17 protein-coding genes, 2 tRNA genes, 2 pseudogenes and 1 riboswitch are annotated in these 22,238 nt (G+C 34.0%); of the genes and pseudogenes, 1 reads left to right on the forward strand and 20 read right to left on the reverse strand.

What is annotated here, in order from left to right; all coding sequences use genetic code 11:
- The 3 genes and pseudogenes from HMPREF2737_RS11855 to HMPREF2737_RS11860 form a co-directional block, all read right to left on the reverse strand.
- Positions 1–342, reverse strand: a 342-nt coding sequence (locus HMPREF2737_RS11855; protein WP_256277615.1) for a YSIRK-type signal peptide-containing protein, incomplete at its 3' end; no start/stop codon positions are given.
- An 831-nt stretch (positions 343–1,173) separates the two neighbouring features.
- A pseudogene (locus HMPREF2737_RS11245) lies at positions 1,174–1,608 on the reverse strand (transposase); the annotation flags it as partial.
- 71 nt (positions 1,609–1,679) lie between these two features.
- Positions 1,680–1,802 (reverse strand): hypothetical protein, encoded by a 123-nt coding sequence (locus HMPREF2737_RS11860; protein WP_256277616.1) that lies wholly within the window; start codon positions 1,800–1,802, stop codon positions 1,680–1,682.
- A 273-nt stretch (positions 1,803–2,075) separates the two neighbouring features.
- Here HMPREF2737_RS11860 and HMPREF2737_RS11250 point away from each other — a divergent pair.
- Positions 2,076–3,022: pseudogene (locus HMPREF2737_RS11250) on the forward strand (IS30 family transposase).
- Between the two features lie 24 nt (positions 3,023–3,046).
- Here HMPREF2737_RS11250 and rlmH read toward each other — a convergent pair.
- The 17 genes from rlmH to serS all read right to left on the reverse strand — a co-directional run bounded on the left by rlmH (position 3,047) and on the right by serS (position 21,848).
- Entirely contained in the window at positions 3,047–3,526 is a 480-nt protein-coding gene (gene rlmH / locus HMPREF2737_RS04655; protein ID WP_037552500.1) for a 23S rRNA (pseudouridine(1915)-N(3))-methyltransferase RlmH, read from the reverse strand.
- Between the two features lie 402 nt (positions 3,527–3,928).
- Positions 3,929–4,729 (reverse strand): MBL fold metallo-hydrolase, encoded by an 801-nt coding sequence (locus tag HMPREF2737_RS04660; RefSeq protein ID WP_011274380.1) that lies wholly within the window; start codon positions 4,727–4,729, stop codon positions 3,929–3,931.
- Between the two features lie 680 nt (positions 4,730–5,409).
- Positions 5,410–6,201 carry a two-component system regulatory protein YycI gene (locus HMPREF2737_RS04665; RefSeq protein WP_037552501.1) on the reverse strand — a complete coding sequence of 264 codons (792 nt, stop codon included), beginning with the start codon at positions 6,199–6,201 and terminating at the stop codon, positions 5,410–5,412.
- Positions 6,202–7,533 (reverse strand): YycH family regulatory protein, encoded by a 1,332-nt coding sequence (locus HMPREF2737_RS04670; protein WP_037552503.1) that lies wholly within the window; start codon positions 7,531–7,533, stop codon positions 6,202–6,204.
- Positions 7,523–9,349, reverse strand: a complete 1,827-nt coding sequence (gene walK / locus HMPREF2737_RS04675; protein WP_037552504.1) for a cell wall metabolism sensor histidine kinase WalK — start codon at positions 9,347–9,349, stop codon at positions 7,523–7,525. The genes HMPREF2737_RS04670 and walK overlap by 11 nt, the downstream gene beginning before the upstream one ends.
- 12 nt (positions 9,350–9,361) lie before the next feature.
- Positions 9,362–10,063 (reverse strand): response regulator YycF, encoded by a 702-nt coding sequence (gene yycF / locus HMPREF2737_RS04680; protein WP_011274375.1) that lies wholly within the window; start codon positions 10,061–10,063, stop codon positions 9,362–9,364.
- 522 nt (positions 10,064–10,585) lie between these two features.
- A tRNA-Asp gene (locus HMPREF2737_RS04685) sits at positions 10,586–10,658 on the reverse strand.
- Between the two features lie 7 nt (positions 10,659–10,665).
- Positions 10,666–10,740, reverse strand: a tRNA-Glu gene (locus HMPREF2737_RS04690).
- 440 nt (positions 10,741–11,180) lie between these two features.
- The gene (locus tag HMPREF2737_RS04695; protein WP_037552505.1) at positions 11,181–12,464 is read right to left on the reverse strand and encodes an adenylosuccinate synthase; all 1,284 of its coding nucleotides are present in this window, start codon (positions 12,462–12,464) and stop codon (positions 11,181–11,183) included.
- 278 nt (positions 12,465–12,742) lie between these two features.
- Positions 12,743–14,143, reverse strand: coding sequence for a replicative DNA helicase (gene dnaB / locus HMPREF2737_RS04700; RefSeq protein ID WP_037552507.1), 1,401 nt, complete (start codon positions 14,141–14,143; stop codon positions 12,743–12,745).
- Positions 14,144–14,339: 196 nt separating this feature from the next.
- Positions 14,340–14,786, reverse strand: coding sequence for a 50S ribosomal protein L9 (gene rplI / locus HMPREF2737_RS04705; RefSeq protein ID WP_037552508.1), 447 nt, complete (start codon positions 14,784–14,786; stop codon positions 14,340–14,342).
- Entirely contained in the window at positions 14,783–16,750 is a 1,968-nt protein-coding gene (locus HMPREF2737_RS04710) for a DHH family phosphoesterase (RefSeq protein ID WP_011274371.1), read from the reverse strand. Before HMPREF2737_RS04710 ends, rplI begins: the two co-directional genes overlap by 4 nt.
- Positions 16,751–16,777: 27 nt before the next feature.
- On the reverse strand, positions 16,778–17,704 hold the full coding sequence (locus tag HMPREF2737_RS04715) for a YybS family protein (RefSeq protein ID WP_029376641.1): 927 nt from the start codon (positions 17,702–17,704) through the stop codon (positions 16,778–16,780).
- A 123-nt stretch (positions 17,705–17,827) separates the two neighbouring features.
- Positions 17,828–18,796 carry a homoserine O-acetyltransferase MetX gene (locus tag HMPREF2737_RS04720; RefSeq protein ID WP_037552509.1) on the reverse strand — a complete coding sequence of 323 codons (969 nt, stop codon included), beginning with the start codon at positions 18,794–18,796 and terminating at the stop codon, positions 17,828–17,830.
- A 70-nt stretch (positions 18,797–18,866) separates the two neighbouring features.
- A riboswitch (SAM riboswitch) is annotated at positions 18,867–18,968 on the reverse strand.
- A 124-nt stretch (positions 18,969–19,092) separates the two neighbouring features.
- Positions 19,093–19,422: an AzlD domain-containing protein gene (locus HMPREF2737_RS04725; RefSeq protein WP_011274368.1), complete on the reverse strand. Its 330-nt coding sequence runs from the start codon at positions 19,420–19,422 to the stop codon at positions 19,093–19,095.
- Entirely contained in the window at positions 19,419–20,114 is a 696-nt protein-coding gene (locus HMPREF2737_RS04730) for an AzlC family ABC transporter permease (protein ID WP_011274367.1), read from the reverse strand. Before HMPREF2737_RS04730 ends, HMPREF2737_RS04725 begins: the two co-directional genes overlap by 4 nt.
- A gap of 447 nt (positions 20,115–20,561) precedes the next feature.
- Positions 20,562–21,848 carry a serine--tRNA ligase gene (serS, locus tag HMPREF2737_RS04735; RefSeq protein ID WP_037552512.1) on the reverse strand — a complete coding sequence of 429 codons (1,287 nt, stop codon included), beginning with the start codon at positions 21,846–21,848 and terminating at the stop codon, positions 20,562–20,564.
- Positions 21,849–22,238 lie beyond the last annotated feature (390 nt).

The raw sequence follows: 22,238 nt of genomic DNA on the forward strand, positions 1-22,238 counted from the left end.
GTCTGTTTCTTCAGCTGCTGGTGCTTCTTCTGTTTGTTCTTCTTTAGAGACCTCTTGTTCATTAGTTATAATTTCTTCTGTGCTCTCTTGATCTACAATTTGTTTTTCTGTTGATGTTTGTTTTTCTATAGCCTCTTCAGATTGACCATCATCATTTAAATTATTTGACTGTGATTGTACAGAATTATTTTGTTGTTCATCCGCTTTTGCTTCTTCACCTATACCGAAAAGTAAAGTAGCTCCGACTAAAATAGAAGCAGTTCCTACTGTAAATTTTCTAATAGAATACTTATTAAGTCTATTAGGGATAAAATCTAATTTCACACCTCTTTTTTTCTTCATAACTCCTTGTATGTCTCCTTTCAATAAAATTGATATGACATATATACTGATAGTCTTATCATGTTCATTTTAATGTATAGCTATTTAATTTTCAACAATTAGAAAAATTCAAACAATCATAAAATATATATCATTATTTTATACAACTAAATATTATACATTTAATTGCATATGAATTTATATGAGATGGTATGTATCACTAGGATTTATTATAATATTTAGCAATGACAATAAAATACTTGTATATCGTGAAATTTTTGTAAAATAAATTATTTACTTATAAGTAAATAGAATACGACAAAATAAAAAATCCTAACTTCATTTTTTCATCAATAGAAAATAATAATTCTCACACTATATTTCTTTGTGTAAATAAATTTCCTCTTAAATCAGTTACTTATAATAATCTTTTATTTTTTTGATAACAAAAATTTAAATCCTAGTAATCTGCTCATCGAATATATATTTCTATTATTATACTCAACAAATATTTTTAACGGAAAACAATATGCTAATAAAACTTATGGAAAAGATACATAACATTATTATGAAAATCAGAATGTTAGTTATAATTCTTGTGTGGGTGAGGGTGAGAGGGTGAGATTAGAAAAAAACTAATTAGTTCAAACTGAGAGTAATACCATTCTCTTACCAAATAATGACAGCAAAAATAATGATTTATTTATTAGTAAAATTGTTATAATAAATGTCTCTCATAAACGAGTATAGTTTTACGAAATTGTATTGAGTACTTGCAAATAAATATAAAATATAATCGATAAACAAAGTGTTAATAATTTCAGATTTTGATACTTGTTAAAAATTTCTATATTTTTTATTTGTTTTTGAATTGAAGTTCATACATTGGTGTTTTAGCGGACATTCTGAACAATCATCACATTCATATAATTTAAAGTCTCGTTTAAAACCATACTTATCATGGCGATAGGCATATCTTTTGAATCCTATTCTTTTATTGTTCTGACAAATGAATTCATCGTTAATTTCGTCATAATACCAATTTTAAGTATTGAAGATGTCACTTTTATATTTTTTAGCTTTATCTTTTATAAACATTCCATAAGTCATGAGTGACGTTCGATTAAAATTATCTATAATTGTCATATAATTTGATTCGCTACCATAACCTGCGTCAGCTACAATATATTCAGGTAAATGACCGTAGGTCTCTTGAATTGAATTTAAAAATGGCATCATCGTTCTTGTATCAATGGGATTTTGATACACACTAAAAGATAAAACAAATCCTTTTTGCGCTTTATTTATATCCTCTACTATTTTCGAGATAATAGTTGGATCATAGATTAAATGTTCATTCATTTCTTAATCGCAAGTAGTGATTTCAATTGTTCTTCATTTATAAATGTTTTAAGTTTCAATCCATTGTTTTGACTATTGAAATACGTCATGATATTTAGATTACTGTAAATCTTATTCATACTTCTAATTTCCGAGTCATCTAACAAATAATCAAAATGAAGGTTAAAGTGTTTTTGAATAAATGAAACTCTATACTCCTTTTAGTGTTCATTCAAATCGTTTAAATTTATTAATTATTGGGAGGATTTCTATGATGAAAACGAAAGAATTTTATCTACTGACGAATTGTAATATTAAGTGCAACACTAATAAGTTTTCATAAAAAAGGTCCATAATCGTCACTTTATTGTAAGATGTTAATAACCACAAAAACACTTACAAGGAGTGCCAATATGAGCTACATTCATCTTACAATAACCGAGCGTGCAAGTATAGAGATTCTTAGAAAAGAAAATTATTCTTTAAGAGCTATTGCCAAACGGTTAAACCGTTTGGTTTCCACCATTTCTCGCGAAATTAAAAGAAATAAATCAAATCATGATTATGTTGCTGAAATATCTCAAACTAATTATGAAACTCGACAAAGAATTGTGGTCGTCTTTCTAAATTAACTAATGAACTGATTAACATAATTATCCATCATCTAAATTTGCTTTGGTCACCTGAATAAATAGTTGGTAGATTACTTCAAAACAATATTTGTTTTAAAACAATTTACCGATGGATTAATGCTAATTCATTTATATTAGATCTATTTCCTTATTTAAGGTAAAAAGGTAAAAGGCAACGACCTAGAGAAACTCGTGGTCGTTTCAATGTTGGAAAACCTATATCTCAACGTCGTAAGAGTATTAAAAAACGTAATTCTTTTGGTTATTGGGAAGCAGATACAGTTGTTTCAAGCAGAGGAAAAAGTAAAGGCTGTCTGGCTACTTTCGCAGAAAGAAAATCTCGCTATTACATTTGTTTTCTTATGTCTGATCGCTCTTCTAAATCAATGGAAGTAGCTATAAAAAAACTTATTTCATCTTTTCCTAACAACGCTGTAAAAACGATTACTGTAGATCGTGGTAAAGAGTTTTCTTGTTACAATAATATTGAATCTCAATACGATGTCGATATATATTACGCTGAACCATACTCTGCTTGGAAACGTGGAACTAATGAAAATTCTAATGGATTACTTAGAGAATTTTTCCTTAAGAAAACAGATTTAGCAAAGGTAACTCAAGAAGAGTTGGATTATGCTTTAAAATCTATTAATCATCGCCCTAGAAAGCGTCTTAATTGGAAGACATCTTATGAAATTTTGATTTCTGAGTTGTTGCACTTAAATTGACAACTCAACTACTAAAAAACCGCGTCACTTATGATATGCTTCGCCTCGCATGATCTTAAATGCTCTGTATACTTGTTCTATTAAGACGACGCGCATCATTTGATGTGGAAAAGTCATTTTGCTGAATGAAAGTGCGTAGTTGCTGCGTTTTAAGACGTCTTCATGCAATCCATTTGATCCGCCAATGACAAAGACGAAATCACTTTGTCCTTGTGTCATGCGTCGTTGCATTTCCTCAGCCAATCCTTCTGAGGACAACATTTTTCCTTGAATTTCTAAAGTGATGACTGTTGCTTGAGGTTTGATTTTAGCTAGTAGTCGTTGTCCTTCTTTTTCTTTCACTTGTTCAATTTCTTTATCGCTCATGTTTTCAGGTGCTTTTTCATCGGGTACTTCAATAATTTCAATTTTGGAGTAAGCACCTAGTCTTTTTTCATATTCTGATATAGCTTGTTTCCAATATTTTTCTTTTAATTTACCCACAGCTAAGATTGTTATCTTCATAAAATCCTCCATAGATGTTAATAGTTATCCTACTTATCCACAAGTTATCAACTTGTTAACAGAATTCCCTCTAATTATAACAGTAATGTATACGAATTAAGCTATATTTTTAAAAAATATCCCCATTTTATGTGACTATCCTTGTATATATGTGGATAAGTCTGTGAATAATGTGAGTATTTCTGTGTGTATTATACACAAAAGTGGATAACTTCATTCAATTTTGGGGATAACTTTAAGTAAGTCTTAAATATTTATTCACAGATTTAGGCTAAATCTTGTTATTATAAGGTTACTTTTGAATAATCATGTATAGTCCAAATTATTAGATAATTAACTCAATAAGTAAAAACAACCTACTTACAAATACTAATTTTGTAAGTAGGTCGTTCGTCTAAATAATTACAATGTGTATATCGGTGTAGCTTGTGCTTTATCTGTATCACATAATAGCACTTCTTTTTCAGTATCTATATCGTGTTCATTTAGAACCTGACTAACGCTCATACGTGCTAAATCTTTCATGTTGTTATCTTGTGATAAATGTGAAAGATAAATGCGCTTCGTGTTACCTGTAATGACATCAGTCATCGCTAGTCCTGCATCTTCATTAGACACATGTCCCATATCGCTTAAAATACGTTGCTTCGTCTTCCAAGGATAACGACACATGCGTAACATATCCACATCATGATTACTCTCAAACATAAAGGCATCACTGCCTTGAATCATACCCTTCATTCTATCTGACACATAGCCTGTATCTGTAATCATCGTAAATTTCTTATAGTTATTGTGGAAAATATAAAACTGTGGATCAATTGCATCATGAGATACATTAAATGATTCAATATCAAAACCTGCAATAGATTTTGTTTCATAAGGATTGAATATGAATTTTTGATCCATTGGAATTTTACTATCTTTCTTCTCAATTGCTTTCCAAGTGTTCTCATTCGCATAAATCGGCAAACCATATTTACGCGCAAGCACACCTAATCCTTTAATATGATCACTATGTTCATGAGTAACTAGAATGCCGTTTAAATCTTTTATATTTCTATCAATTTGGCTAAATAAATCTTCCATTTTCTTGCCAGTGAGTCCAACATCTACTAATAGACTGCCCTTATCACTTTCAACATAAGTGGCATTCCCTGTACTACCACTCGCCAATACACTCATTCGTATCAAGCGACTCATCCTTTCTACTTCCGACAACTTACTCTATATTTTAGAGTGCCTTCAGTCTAATTCCTTATATTTTGCACTCTATAATTAAAAAAATGAAGTTTCGAACAATCCACATCATTCGAAACAATCCAGTCCTATAAAATACCTTTATATTATACTATACCAATACAAAAATTAAAGTTCCAATTCCATGTTTATGTACAACACTAACATAGATAAATAAAATAAGTGCATGAGACACTAGTAGACTCACACACTTATTATACTTCCCACACTCTAAACCACTCCTTCTCTTAAATAAGAGAAGAGGAAGGAGAAGCTTATTTATTTATTAATTATTGAAACAGTGTATTAAATTTTATTGAAGAAGTCTGAAGATTGTTACGTAGCGATGTTGCCCAACACTACAAATAACATGTTATTTGTAGATTTAAGAGCTTATACATTTAAGTAAGTAGCACTGATGAGTGATAACGAATGACGTTGCGCGATTCTTATGTTGATTATTAATGTACATAAGTGCGTTAGCACTTATGTAAGAAATTCTAAAAATGAACTACGAATGACGTTGTGTGACGCCTGTGGGAGTAGGATGATTGTCGAGACGGATGCTCGACCCAGCCCCCTAGGCGAGCATCACAACAGAATGAGTAAATATTCATCTGAGAATTTCTTTACAACCCTGCTCCCTAATTATCAATCACTTTTGGATTTGATGATGTTGCTTCAACATAATAAGTTTTCACGTCTTCTTTACCTTTATGCTTCACTTTAATTTCCCAGTTCGCCTGCAATAATTGCACATTCGTTTCTCTCACAACCGAGTAATATCCCAGTCTTGCGTCCATCACTTCATCGCCTGATTTCAAGTAACGATTAAAGTATAACGTTTCTACTGCTTTACGTGGTGTAATCACTTGCTTCTTAGGATTATTATCACTCTTAGCAGGTTCAATATTATTCATTACCGATTGTTCATAACTTGTCGCTTTACCATCATTGATATTAAAGCGTAGACGCGCTTTATTATTGTTCATCAACGGATAACCTTCATAAGCCTGTTCATATGTCACAGTATCAGATGTAACATCACCAAGTTGATACATCTTACCATTGTAAACATTACTCACGATGTAATCTTTTAAATCACTTAAATTACTATCACTCACATTAACCGTACTATCAATCTCACCTGTTAACGTATTACCAGAATCTTCCGCTTCTAATGACGACTTACCCTTCGCATAACTTTCGAAGTCTTTAGACTTAGCAGTAATCATCTGCATCTTCGTCCCGCTTACGTCTTTATTTAAAATATCCTTCGAAATTTTAATTTCTTCTTGCTGGAATTTAACCTCATTATCACTTTCAGATTCGTTAATTTGAGACTTCGTCACCTTATTCACGTAAATCAATACGAGTAGGATATTAACTAGAATAAACACGAAAATAAACAATGTCTTCGTTCGTTTCCAATTCATTTATTCAAGCCTCCCATCCTCATAAGCGTACCAATCGCCGTCGTATTGAACATACCATGTTGGCACAAACTCACTATTACGTTGCACTTCTATATCATCTTTATCAGGTTGATCATCTTCTTTATAACCAATGACCATATTCGTTACCTTTTCAAAATCAATCGTATGATTATTTGCGAGTGAAGAACGAACACTTTCAACACTATCAAGTGACTTCGTTTTACCTTCTAAAGGTACACTAGAACGCAATAGCGCACGTTTGTAGTCATAAATGCCTTTATCTCCCCAAGTAACCTCTATATCATTTAATTGCTGATCATTGAATGTTGGGTGCCCATTGAGGAAGAGTTGGTACGTTAATTCACCAGATGAATTATCTGTATTGAAAAGACGGAAGTCATCATTGAAGAATCCACCATGTCCATTTATATATTCAAATGTACTTGGAATCGTTGAATCCATATCACTTGAGCTAGATTCATTTTCAGATAAATTTTTATAATGATATTTCTTACTTTCATCATTATAGTTCGCTACGCCAGTGTTATTATTGTACGTTGTCGAACCACTCTTACCGCTTCGAATAATCACTGAGTCGTCAAATAGAATAGCATTCATCGTTTCGACTGGAATCGTATCATAAACCATACGGTAAGAACGCATGTCTTTCGGACGATTTGGCGCAAATATATGCGTTGATTTATCAATCGTATCTTTATTTGTGATTACCTCTGAATATTTCTGCATTTCTTTATTCAAATGATCCATCACTTTAATAAAATGATTAGCTTTCGTAGTCAATGTTACTTTCATTACTTCATGACGATCTTCACTAATCGCATACAACTCTAAATTCTCTTTAGGATTTTGACTTACGATAATACGATTAAATTTGAAGTTTTTAGGTACCTTCGCTGATGAATTCAATACTTGACCTAAATATGTCGTTAGCGGCATATCATAAGTAAAATCTAGCACAGTAAAGTGGTCATTTAACATAGGAATATTTAAATTATAATCTCGATGAATATGTTCCACTTTACTGACTTCATGATTCTTCAATGTACCTGTTACTTGAGACAATTGAGCACGAGATGGTGCCAGTCCTTTAACTTTATCGCCTTTAACTTCTACAATTTGATACGGAGATATCACATTCTCAATATTGGCAGACATGGGCTTACCAATCGTCTTAGTATTGCTCTTTTTACTATCTGTGCTATCAATATTATTTAAATCTGGTGAAAAATTCCACACCATAAACGTAAGCACAACACTCATCATAACTAATAGGAAAAGAATAATGGATTTAATATGCTCTTTACTCTTCATCCCAATCACCGTCGTCTATAACTTCACATGGAAGTGTAATAAATATCGATGTGCCTTGTCCTTCAACGCTATTCGCCCAAATTCTTCCATTATGCGCTTCTACAATCTCTTTCGAAATGGCAAGTCCTAAACCTGTACCACCCATTTTACGTGTACGTGCTTTATCTACACGATAGAAACGATCAAAGATTTTATCCACTTTGTTAATTGGGATACCTATACCATTGTCTTTAATACGAATCGTCATACGATTGTATAAAGCGTTTTGTTTCACGTGGAACTCGACGCGTTTTTCACCACGAGAATATTTCATCGCGTTAGTAATAACGTTATCAAACACTTGTGTCATCTTATCTGGATCAATTTCAGTAAAGATGGTTTCAGAAGGAATTTCACGTACAAACGTCGTGTCTTTCGCGGCCATTTCATGACGATTAATAATCTTATTAATGAACATGTTGAAGTCGACAATTTCCTTCGTAATTTGTTCAGATTCGTTATCCATTTTCGATAATTGTAGTAGATCATTAACAAGACGAATCATTCGCTCTGTCTCTTCACGTGTTACCGATAAGAAAGATGGTGCTAAATTATCATCTTTCCAAGCACCTTCTTCAAGTGCCTCTATGTAACTGTTCATCGATGTTAAAGGCGTACGTAATTCGTGAGATACGTTCGCAACGAATTCACGACGTTCACGTTCAACTTGTTGTTGTTCTGTAACGTCATGTAATACGGCGATGTAACCTGTCACAAATCCAGTTTCTTGAACAATCGTACTGAAATTCACACGTGCGATGATGCCTTCATCTTCATTCATATCTAATAAGAAGCTATCGTTATTCTCTTGAATTTCATCCAATGAGAATTCGTCTTCTAAATGCAATACACTTAGCATGTAATAACCGATTAAGTCTTCCTTAGACATACCTAACATTTTTATCGCCATATCATTGACGATACGCACTCGACCACGTCGGTCTGTTGCGATAATACCGTCACTCATATGCGTGATAACTGAGTCTAAACGACGTTTCTCACTCTCAGTATTCGCTTGTGCCTCTTGAACTCGCTTAGACAAGTTGTTGAAGGCTAAAGCTAATTCACCGATTTCGTCATTACCATATATCTTAACACGTTGCGTATAATTACCTTTAGACATCTCTACCGTCTGATTACGCATGTCAGTAATCGGCCTTGTAATCGTCCTCGCGATAAAGAAACCAAGTATAACGGTAATGAAGAGGGAAATCGCAGTACCGATAATGAATATTTGGTTAATATTATTCAACTGATTATATACATCATTAATATTCGATTCTATGTAAATATTACCAATCGTCTCGTTGCCATTCTTTACGGGTAAGTTGTAAATCCAAATTCGCTCTTTACCGCTACCATAGTCTTTTAAAACATTGTGACTATTTGATTCACCTAGCGATAAGGCTTTTTGAACGGAGTTATCGTTAACCTTTTGATTAATCATATTATGTGATGATATCTTCGCTGTAGCCATGATAATTTGATCTTTATCAATAAAACGAATTTCTTCAATTTCTTGACGGTTGGCATACTCATTTAATAAACTTTGAACTTCTTTTTGAGCGTTAGAGGGATCATCTCTGTATATCCGCTCAATGTTAACTTCAAGCTGTGTCGCATACTGTTTAATATTCTTCATGAAGTTATTTGTCAGTTCTTTTTCTAAACTATTAGTGAAATACAGACCGATGATCTGCATTCCAATAATAATCAATAACACATAAACAATAACAAGCTTGGTGTGAAGGGATTGTAACTGTTTCAGCCACTTCATAGTCGCAAGCCCCTAATCATGTTGTTGGAGGAAGTATCCAACGCCTCTACGTGTCACAATGTATTCAGGGTGTGAAGGATCATCTTCAATCTTCTCACGTAAACGACGAATCGTTACATCTACTGTACGCACGTCACCGAAGTAATCATAACCCCATACTGTTTGTAGTAAATGTTCACGTGTCATGACTTGACCCATATGTTTAGAAAGGTAGTGGAAGAGTTCAAATTCTCTGTGTGTTAATTCAATATCTTCCCCACGCTTTTTAATCGAGTAAGCATCTGGGTAAATGACAATATCTTTAATTGTAATTTCATTTGTCGTACCACTTACTTCTTGAGCTGGTTGTGAATAATGGCGACGTAAGTTCGCTTTCACACGTGCGATTAATTCACGTGTGCTGAACGGTTTCGTAACATAATCATCCGCACCAAGTTCAAGACCTAATACTTTATCGATTTCAGAGTCTTTCGCTGTTAACATAATAATCGGCATTTCGAATTTCTTACGTACTTCACGGCACACTTCCATACCGTCACGACCAGGTAACATGATATCTAATAATACGATGTCTGGTTCTTCCTCGTAGATTAAATCTACTGCATCATTACCATCATAGGCACAGTAAACATCATATCCTTCTTTTTTCAAATTAAATTCTAAGATGTCCGCAATTGGCTTTTCGTCATCTACAACAACAACTTTTCTTGCCATATCTATAAACCTCATTTCTCAAATTGTAGTTCTATATTTTATTATTCGTTCTTATGAATTAGTAAAGATTAAACTGTGATTTGATGCGTTTTTAATAAGTTTATAGCGCATATTAATCTACTATATAATTTACCATTAATATTCATGTAATTCTATTTTCATATTTAAAATTATAGAATAATATTCGTTTAAAGTTTACCACTCTAATTTAATATTACAAATAAGTTGAACCCTTTGAATACGGGACAAAAGTCGTAGTGACGCCCATTTAACCCATTATTACAGAATGATGATACGACTCAATGGTTTAGTAGCAAGCTTTCTATTTTAAACATAAGAATAATATTAAGATTTTGTTGCGACGTCATACTTTTGTAATGCTAAAGAATGTATTACGATATTTAGCTTTTAGTATATTTTTTGATTTTTTGAAAAGGATATCTAAAAAGTTTAAAATGTGGATTTACATGTGTAAGTAAAATGAAGGCATAAAAAAATGCCTATCCTTTTGGATAAGCAATACGGTCTCGACGGGAATCGAACCCGCGATCTCCTGCGTGACAGGCAGGCGTGTTAACCGCTACACTACGAGACCTAAAAAATGGTGACTCCTACGGGACTCGAACCCGTGTTACCGCCGTGAAAGGGCGGTGTCTTAACCGCTTGACCAAGGAGCCATTCTTAAGCACAAGATAGATTATAGCACAGGCTTTATTTTGAAGACAAGACATTTTTTACATAATTTTAATATTTTTTTATAATTCCTTAATTTTTTGGATAAACGTTGTAATAACAATGGTTTTAAGATTACAAATGCTATATTTATCGATTTTTTTACACTTATATTTTTATAAAAAACAGGAGCACGACAGAAATAAAATTTTCTCAAAGTTTATTTCGTTGTTACCCCGTCAAGGATGACTAGGTTTGAAAAAGCTTGATTCAAGGGCATTTTTCAAATCAGTCAGCTACTGACAAAATGATAAAGTAGGCTGAGACATTTTATTTTGTCCCAGCCTCACTAATTATTAATATTGTTGGAATGATAGACGGGTTACAGTGAGCAGGTTTTTCGGCAGAAATACTCAAAACCTAAACGCTCACTTGCGCACCTTTTTTACCACAATTGTTCTAATAGGTTTGTTTGGTCACGGTCTGGACCTACTGAGAAGATTGAAATACGTACATTACATAATTCAGAGATGCGTTCTAAGTATTTACGTGCATTATCTGGTAATTCTTCTAATGTACGGCAACCAGTGATATCTTCTTTCCATCCTGGTAACTCTTCAAAAATTGGTTTACAACGACGTAATTGATCTAAGTTAGCAGGATATTCTGTAATTTCTTCTCCATCTAATTCGTAAGCAGTACAAATCTTCACTGTATCAAGACCTGTAAGTACGTCGATAGAGTTAATAGATAAGTCTGTAATACCACTAACACGACGAGAGTGACGTAATACAACTGAGTCAAACCAACCTACACGACGTGGACGTCCTGTTGTTGTACCGTATTCACGACCAACTTCTCTAATATGATGTCCATCTTCATCAAATAATTCTGTAGGGAATGGACCATCGCCTACACGAGATGTATATGCTTTACATACACCAATCACTTTAGATACGAAAGTTGGGCCTACACCTGTACCAACTGTTACATTACCTGCAACAGGGTTACTTGAAGTTACGAAAGGATATGTACCATGGTCAATATCTAACATAACACCTTGTGCACCTTCAAATAAAACTTTTTCTTCAGCTACAAATGCATCATCTAAGATTTTAGAAGTATCTGTAACAAACTCTTTCAAACGTTGGCCTGCAGCATAGTATTCATCAAAGATTTCATCGAAACGTGGGCAAGTTTCATTAAACATGCCTTTGAAGTATGCATTTTTAACTTCAATGTTTTCTTTTAAACGTCTTTCAAATGTTTCTTTTTCTAATAAGTCAGCCATACGGATACCAATACGTTGCGCTTTATCCACATAAGCTGGTCCAATACCTTTCTTAGTAGTACCGATTTTATTATCACCACGACGACGTTCTTCATATTCATCTTGTGCTAAGTGATATGGAAGAATGACTTGCGCACGGTTAGAAATACGTAAGTTTGAAGTAGATACACCACGTTCATTTAAACCGTCTAATTCTTTTAATAATGCAACTGGATCTACAACTACACCGTTACCTATAACTGCAAGTTTATCTTTATAAAATATACCTGATGGCACTAAATGTAATTTATAAGTTTCTCCACCAAATTGAATCGTATGACCTGCGTTATTACCTCCTGAAAAACGTGCAATAACATCTGCTTGTTCCGCTAAGAAATCTGTAATTTTACCTTTACCTTCGTCTCCCCATTGTGTCCCAACAACTACGATTGATGACATGTGAGCACCTCCAAAGTTTTCTCAATTAACCATTAAGTATTCTATCAATACGAACCTCATAATGCAAATAAAAATCGAACATTAATTTTAGCGTATAATAGTTCTACACTCTAACGTCAATTTATTTAACAAAACTGTTAAAACCTTGATAATACAATGATTTAAACTCATTTGCCAAAAAATCATTACACATACTTACGCTCAAATTCTATCACCAAAACAAAGTAAAAACCGTACGTTAAATTAATAATATAATTTAATGTACGGCAAAATATTTTTTATGACATTTCTGCATGTGCATAATCAATGTCTGTAAATTTATTATATTGTTTCATGAAGTGTAACTTCACAGTACCAGTCGGACCATTACGTTGTTTAGCGATAATGATTTCAATTTCACCATTTTCATCATTCGATTGTGGTTCGAAACTTCCACCGTCATCGTCATCTTCGCCTTCACCACGATTATAATAATCATCACGATATAAGAAGGCAACGATATCCGCATCTTGCTCGATAGAACCTGATTCACGAATATCACTCATCATTGGTCGTTTATCTTGACGTTGTTCCACGCCACGAGATAACTGACTTAGTGCAATAACTGGACATTCTAATTCACGAGCAATCGCTTTTAAAGTACGTGAAATTTCAGATACTTCTTGCTGTCTGTTATCAGAAGCACGTGAACCACTACCTTGAATTAACTGTAAATAGTCAATCACAATCATGTCTAAACCATGTTCTTGTTTTAAACGACGGCATTTAGAACGTAAGTCTGTAATTCGAATACCAGGTGTATCATCAATGAAGATCTTGGTACGTGATAATTTACCGACTGCTATTGTAAATCGATTCCAGTCTTCTTCTGTCATCGTACCTGTACGTAGTCGATTTGAATCCACATTACCTGAACTACAAATCATACGTGTTGCTAATTGGTCTGCCCCCATCTCAAGTGAGAAAATGCCGACAGTATAATTACCTTCATGTGTCGCTACCTTTTGAGCAATGTTAAGAGCGAAGGCAGTCTTACCTACTGAAGGACGAGCAGCTAAGATAATTAAGTCATTTCTGTTAAATCCAGCTGTCATTTGGTCTAAATCACGATAACCCGTAGGAATACCCGGAGTTTGACCACTATTTTGGTCGAGCTCTTCAGCTGTTTCATAAACTTGTCCTAATACATCTCTAATATCCTTAAATCCATCACTTTGACGATTAGAGGATAATTCAAGAATACGTCGCTCGGCATCACTTAATATCGCATCTAATTCAAGTTCATTATCATAACCATCGTTGGCAATACTATCCGCAGTTTGAATTAATCTGCGTTTTAATGCATGGTTTGCGACGATATTAGTATAATACTGAATGTTACGTGTCGTAGGTACATTATTTGAGAGTTCCGCTAAATACTGAGGACCACCAGCCTCGCTTAATGTACCTTCTTTCGTTAATTGATCCATTAACGTTACGACATCAATTTCATCACCATCTTCATTTAAGTTCATCATTGCTCTGAAGATGTGTTGGTGGGCACCTCTATAAAAGGACTCAGGAAGGAGCACTTCCTGAGTCGAATTAATCAATTGTGGATCTAAAATAATTGCACCTAAGACAGATTGTTCAGCTTCATTATTATGTGGCATTTGCTTTTGCTCATACATATTATCCATTAATCATTACACCTCTAAATCCATCTTAATTTTCACAAATCATAGTGCAACATTGTTATTTGAAAATTTTTAGTCATTAGTTCACGTAGCGTAGTTGAATGACGCTCAAATACACAATTTTTAATGAACTTAAGTGCTTTAGCACTTAAGTAAGTAGTTCTAATGATTATAATCAAAGAACTACTTTACCCGCTTCTTACTTCTCTACAGTGTGAACACGGATTGTACCTTCAACTTCTTTGTCTAATTTAACAGGTACATTTGTATAACCTAATGCATGGATACCTTGAGGTAAATCCATTTTACGTTTATCAATTTTAATATCATGTTGTGTTTTAAGTGCTTCAGCAATTTGTTTAGTACTTACAGAACCAAACAATTTGCCTCCTTCACCAGTTTTAGCACTCACTTCAACTTCAACTTCTTCTAATTTTGATTTTAAGGCTTTAGCGTCATCAATTTCTTTTTGTCTATCTGCTTCAGCACGTTTATTTTGTTGTTCCAATTGTTTCAAATTACCTGGAGTTGCTTCAACAGCATAATTATTTTTAATTAAAAAGTTATTTGCATACCCTACTGGTACATCTTTAATTTCGCCTTTTTTACCTTTACCTTTAACATCTTGTGTGAAAATTACTTTCATGCGTCTTCACTCCTACTCATTTGTTCTGTAATTGCTTGTTGTAATTGTTCAATCGCTTCTTCAATTGATAATCCTTTCAATTGTGTTGCAGCGTTAGTTAAGTGACCACCGCCACCTAAGGCTTCCATCGTTAATTGAACATTAATAGAGCCTAATGAACGTGCCGAAATACCGATTAAGTTATCTTCACGTTTAGCTACTACATAAGAAGCTTCTATACCTTCTAAACTTAACAACTCATCCGCAGCTTGTGCAACTGTAACAGGATGATAAATTTTTTCGTTAGAACCATGGGCAATTGCAATGCCATTATCTTGAACTTCAACTGTTCGAATAAGTTCTGAACGATTGATATACGTATCGACATCATCTTTTAAGAAGTGTTGCGTTAATATCGTATCTGCACCATGGGCACGTAAATAGCTTGCCGCGTCAAACGTTCTAGAACCTGTACGCAATGTGAAGTTACGTGTATCAACAATGATACCTGCATACATAACAGTAGATTCTAAACGTGTTAAACGTTGTTCAGTTGGTTGATATTCTAATAATTCTGTTACAAGTTCTGCAGTCGAACTTGCATAAGGTTCCATATATACTAATAATGGGTTAGAAATAAAGCTTTCTCCTCGTCTATGATGGTCAATCACAACTTTACGATTAGCTTTATTTAGAATATTCTCATCCAATACCATTTCTGGTTTATGCGTATCCACAACGACAATTGTAGATTTAGATGTCATCATATCCCATGCTTCATCTGATGTAACAAATCGTTCTTTCAGCTCAGGTTTCTTATCGATTTCATCCATCACTCGGCGTAACGTTGGATCAATATCTTCCTCGTTTAAGACAACATAAGCTTCTAAATTATTCATTAATGCGAATCTTGAAACCCCAATTGCCGCACCTATAGCATCTAAGTCAGGACGTTTATGTCCCATAATGATAACTTTATCGCCTTCAGTTAAGATATCCTTTAATGCGTGAGAAATAACACGCGCTCTTACACGTGTACGTTTTTCCATCGGGTCAGTCTTACCGCCATAGAATCGCACGTTTCCGTTCATATTCTTGATAGCTACTTGGTCACCACCACGACCTAATGCTAAATCTAGACCAGATTGTGATAATTCACCAAGATCGATTAAGTTCTCCGTACCTTCTCCGACACCGATACTTAGCGTTAGTTGAGCACGGTAACCGACACTCTTTTCACGTAATTGGCTAAGGATTTCAAAGTTAGATTCTTCGATCTCGGCTAATATTTTTTGATTTAAATACGCTACGAACTGGTCAGAATTATATCGTTTAAAGTAAATATTGTATTCTGATGCCCAACGACTAATCACTCGCGTTACCATTGAGTTGATTTCAGAACGTTGCGTGTCGTTCATATTTTGTGTAATTTCATCGTAGTTATCTAAGAATAACGTTGCGATGATTGGTTTTGATTCTTCATATAACTCATTAGTTTGTACTTCATCTGTAATATCAAAGAAATATAAACAACTTTCTTCTTCTGAATGACGAACGTGGTAATGATATTGACCATGTTCGATTTCAACTTCTTGTACCTTTTCAAGCTGCTTTAAAATATTCGGAAAAACTTCATTGACTGGTTCTGAGATGACATTCGTTTCTAAGTGTTCAGACATGTACTGGTTAATCCATTCAATATGGTCATCAGCATCAAGCACGACCATACCAATAGGTAATCGTTTAATTGCTCTGTTGCTTCCAGCCGAGATGTGACCACTTAAGTTATCCACATAATTATCCATTTTCAATAAGGCTTGTCTGACTAACACGATGCTAATAATAATCATCACGACTAAAATAGCTGCTGCAATTGTAGCGACTAATGGTTTAAAGATAAACCATACAACTACAAGTGCAATCGAAGTGAGTACCATTAAAATAAATGGTATCAGTAGCGCCTTCTTAGTGGATTGACGGTTCATTATTCCACCTCTATTCACTTTTTAAAGTCATTTTTTAATCATTCGTTTTAAATTAATTCCTAAATCAAGTACGCCAAGTAATGCAATGATATGTGTTGCTGGTGTAATAATTGTCCCCACAACCATCAGCAATATCGTTACAGCGTTTGGTATACGTTTTGCTTTACCAAAGAAATGAATTACACTCAATCCTTGGATATACATCAGTAATGATAACACAACTTCGAAATTTAACACGATACTTTGGAAAGTACTTGGTTCAGTAGCGAACATTACACAAAGTAAAACAACCATATATACCCATAGTAATGAACGGTTAAGCTGCCAAGCAAATAAAGGTTTAAAAATTGGTGTAGCTACTTTAAATTTACGAAGAATTGGAAATGTAATAATTAAGTTAATTAAGACTAAAATAAAGACCGTAATGATAATAAAACTTGGAAGTTGAACTGCCATTTGACGGAAGCCTTCTTCTAAGATTGTTTTATAATCTGCTTCAACACCTGATGTTACAACAGCATTATGCATTGTATCTTTAAAAGGCTTAATTAATGTCGTAGCGCTAGGTATCTTTTTAAACGTTTGTAATAACATAAATGCGACTAAAGTAAATATACTTAAATATGTTGTAGCTATAAATAAGATGCGTTCTTTAGAGGCACGTTCTTTCAATAATTGGCCAATAATAAAGCTAAGTATTAAAACTAAAATCATGGCACTTAATACAAATGTATTACCCAACAATGTGGTAAGAATAACTGTGATCAAAGCTCCAATTCCAAATGATGGAATAGACTTATTCCATAAAATAATACCTGGAATTGTAGCGAATAAACATAGAATTAATCCAAGTACTGGTAATACATACGTAACTAAAGCAACCATAACAAGTGCAATTGTTCCTATAATTGTTGCTTTAGGATGTACTTTTGAAAACAAATTCGCCACTCCTATACTATTTTGACTATAACTTCTATTTTAACCTCTAAGCAAAATTAAAACAAATTGTGAAGATTGAGGTATAGCATAAGACTGTAACAATGTGTTTTTACTTCCATAGCGACCTACCCGCTTCGTCTATTTTCGCTTAAATTTCGTTACTTTAAGAAAATGATACAAGTTAGGTGCCCAATCATTAAAATTTAATAAAAAGCCATCATGACCTACATTGTCTGGAACAAAGAAATGACGATGATATTTAAATCGCTCCCCTACTGCCCTCACTTGATCATCTGGATATAATAAATCATCCGTAAATCCCATTGTTAAGACCTTAGTATCTAGAGATTGATAAACATCATCTACATTCGTACGTCCGCGATCAACATTATGGCTATCTAAAACATTTAGCATTGTTAAATAACATGACAAATCATACGTTTCTTTAAATTTATTACCTTGATGTCGTTGATAACTCACCACTTCATCTGGTGAAAAGCGTTGGTCATAACTTTTAGATGAACGATACGTTAGAAAGCCTAATTGTCGTGCAATACTAAGACCTTCTTTGCCACCAAGATGAATCGCTTCTCGTGCAATTTCATTGAAAGCACGACTATATGACGACGTCTTATCAGTTGCTGCTAGAATAACCGCCTTATCCACTTCAAATTGTTGATTATATAGAAGCTCCATGACTTGCATGCCACCTAGACTACCACCAATTAAAATATTAATCTTGTCGAAGCCAAGTGCGCGTATGCCCAATTCAATAGCTTTTACAATATCTCTCAAAGTTAAATGCTTTGGAAAATTTGGATTAGTTAAAGGAGAACTTGAACCAAAGGGACTACCAATAACATTAAACGTTAGAAATTGATAATCATAAATCGGCATATAACCACCGTCTATAATTTCACGCCACCAACCAGGCTCGTCATCTGTGCCATATGTTAGATGATTACCAGTAAGTGCGTGACACACTACAACAAGCGGTTGACCAGCATAGCCTACATGCTCATAACGCAATTGTAAATTATCAATCATTTCACCTGATTCAGTTGTAAAGGTTCCTAAATTTAATGTTTCTACTGTGTAATTGGTCATGCGGTTACCTCCTTTTAAATAAAAAATCGCCTATACTCTATTATTAAAGTATGAGGCGATTTGTCTCCATTACTTATCATTCGAGTATCTCGTTGGTAGTAGCACCGTGCGTATGCATCGCCGGTTGCTGAAGTTTCTCAGGGCCGTGTCCCTCCACTTCTCTTAATAAGTTTTTTAACTCTATTCATTTACTGCGTATTTATAAAATAGTATCAATGTACCATTTACGTTCTAGACTTTTATTTTATCTAATTGTATAACCAATTTCAATTGTTAGTTGTTGGGTTCTGCCTTTTCTAAAAGAAGAAACGTAAACCTGCTATAAGAACAATACCCACTAATATTGTTGTCGTAAGACTTCGTGTAAAAAGTGCAACAAAAACAGTCGGAATTGTTACTAAAACAAATGGGATATTGAGTGTATATCCTGCTACGCCCTCTTGTTGCTCGATAATGCCATCTAAGATAAGTGCTGTAAATAATGTAATTGGTATAAACGATAACCATTTAATTACCGTTTCTGAAAGTTGAATACGTGAAATCATTAAGAATGGGACTACTCGAATAATTAAAGTTACAAGTCCACACAACACGATTAATATAAACATGTGCCAAGATGTTGTCATTTATCCATCACCACCCCTAATGTTGCTGCTAACATAGATGCAATTAAAATTGCGACGTATGACGGCATGAACCAGCTTAAACTGAGCATCATCACGATGACAAATACGATAAGTACTATGTAAATTTTAAGTTTAGATGAAGTGATTGATTCAAATTGTGCCATTGTTAAAAAGATAAACATCGCGGTAATCGCAAAATCGAGACCTAACATATCTGGATTAGATATGTATTTACCGAGTAACGCACCAACAATACTTGCTAGTGCCCAAAATGAATATGCAGTTAGATTCAATCCATGTAACCAACGATCGTTTATCTTCTCCCCTTTTAAATGAGGCGTGATTGCAACGCCAAAGGTTTCATCTGTCAAAATTGAAGATAAGCCTAGTCGATTCCAAATACCATAATCTTTATAATTAGGTGCTAACGTCATTGAAAGTAGGAAGAAACGTGAATTGACAATCAATGTTGTAAGGACAATGGCAGAAATCGGTGTTCCAGTAGCCACAAGCGCACATATAATAAATTGTGCTGCACCAGCATACACAAGCAAACATAATAATAGTATTTCGATGATACTAAAGTGTTGTGAAGCCGCCACTATTCCAAATGATAGTCCAATTCCAACGTAGCCTAATAAAGTAGGTATACATTCTTTAACGCCCTGTTTAAATGTCACATGTGATGGCATCTTTGTAACCTCCTTTATTCTTATTAATTTTATAAAGTAATATACTAATATTTTCAGTCTAATATACGGATGCTAGAGTGGCAACAACATTAGACGCAGGGTTGTGTGACGTTAGACTGAACGACTACTTAGAAGTGTTGATTTGAAAGGATTTTAAATGTGTCTATTTTTGTAGACAACGGTTTATTTATCTCTTAAAAAGTAGTCTAAATTAGCCTTTTCACTTCATCCCTTTATTAAGAAAAAGTGGAATTTTATGCAATTAATTATTAGAAATATACTAAGAGGAGATGGACTAAATTTAATATATTAGAATCTCATATGTAAGGACGAAAAAAACTGAGAAAAGCTCGGTAAGAGCATTTTCTCAGTTTAGTAAGCTACTACGAATTTGCGATATAGCCTTAACATATTTATTTTAATCTGTACTTCTTACTAACTAATGAATTAGTCGTTTACTGGACGGATTTCAGTTTTACCACCCATGAATGGTACTAATGCTTCTGGAATTGTTATTGAACCATCTGCATTTTGATAGTTTTCAACGATAGCTGCAAATGTACGACCTACAGCAAGTCCACTACCATTTAAAGTATGTGCTAATTCTGGTTTAGAAGCGGCATCACGTTTAAAGCGGATGTTAGCACGACGCGCTTGGAAATCAGTACAGTTTGAGCAAGAACTAATTTCTTTATAGTTGTCATAACTTGGTAACCATACTTCTAAGTCGTATGTTTTACTAGCACTGAAACCGATGTCGCCAGTACATAAGATAACACGACGATATGGTAAACCTAATTCTTCAAGAATTGCTTCAGCATTTTGTGTCATATCTTCTAAAGCGTCCCAAGAATCTTCAGGTTTTTCGATACGAACCATTTCAACTTTGTCGAATTGGTGTAAACGGATTAAACCTCTTGTATCTCTACCAGCTGATCCTGCTTCACTACGGAAACAAGCTGTTTGAGCAGTGAATTTTTCTGGTAATACGCCTGGTTGGATGATTTCATCTCTATAGAAGTTTGTTAATGGAACTTCTGCAGTTGGAATTGTGTATAAACCTTCTTTTTCAACTTTGAATAAATCTTCTTCAAATTTAGGTAATTGACCAGTACCAAACATTGTATCTGCATTAACTAATTGAGGTGTCATCATTTCAGTATAACCGTGTTGCGTTGTATGTTTAGTAAGCATGTAGTTCATTAATGCACGTTCTAATAATGCACCATCTTTAGTTAAGTATACGAAACGCGCACCTGAAATTTTTGCAGCACGTTCAAAGTCTGCCATTTTTAATTCTTCTACTAAGTCCCAGTGTGCTTTTGGTTCAAAGTCAAATTCACGAGGTGTACCCCATTTTTTAACTTCAACGTTTTCTTCATCAGAATCCCCTTGTGGTACATCTTCAGCAATTAGGTTAGGGATACGAATTAAGATATCTCTAACTTTATTATCCACTTCGTTAAGTTTAGCGTCGTTTTCTTTGATTTCGTCACCAAGTTCACGCATTTCTTTGATAACGTCGTCTGCATTTTCTTTGTTACGTTTCTTTTCAGCGATTTCTTCACTTACTTTGTTACGACGTGCTTTCATTTCTTCAGTTTTACCGATTAATTGACGACGTTCATTATCTAATTCTAATACTTCGTCAACTACTTTAGGATCATCTCCACGTAGTTCAATTTTGCTCTTAACTGTGTTTGCTTGTTCTCTGAATAGTCTAATGTCTAACATGTAATACTCATCCTTCCCAATTTTTGAAAAATTTAATTTCGGATAACATGCGTATTTTCAATAAAAAAAGACCACATCCCCTTTACAAGGGACGTGGTCTACGCGTTGCCACCCTATTTAACAATTTAACACTACATATGTATCAAATTGCACTTTCCTTAAAATAACGGTTATTACCGGTTGTTCACAATTGTAGGTAGATTCGCATAACAATCAATTACTTGTTCACACTCAACACAAGCTCTCTGAAATTAATTAATTATGTTACTTGTCCCACGAACAATAACTTATTAAGTTATTTTTAATATAGCAAACTCCTTTATAATTAGCAAGTAAATTGTAAATAATATTATATTCATGCTAGTCGTAAACACCCTCTATTAACCAACA

This window comes from Staphylococcus sp. HMSC069D12, from assembly GCF_001810405.1.
Taxonomy (GTDB): domain Bacteria; phylum Bacillota; class Bacilli; order Staphylococcales; family Staphylococcaceae; genus Staphylococcus; species Staphylococcus haemolyticus.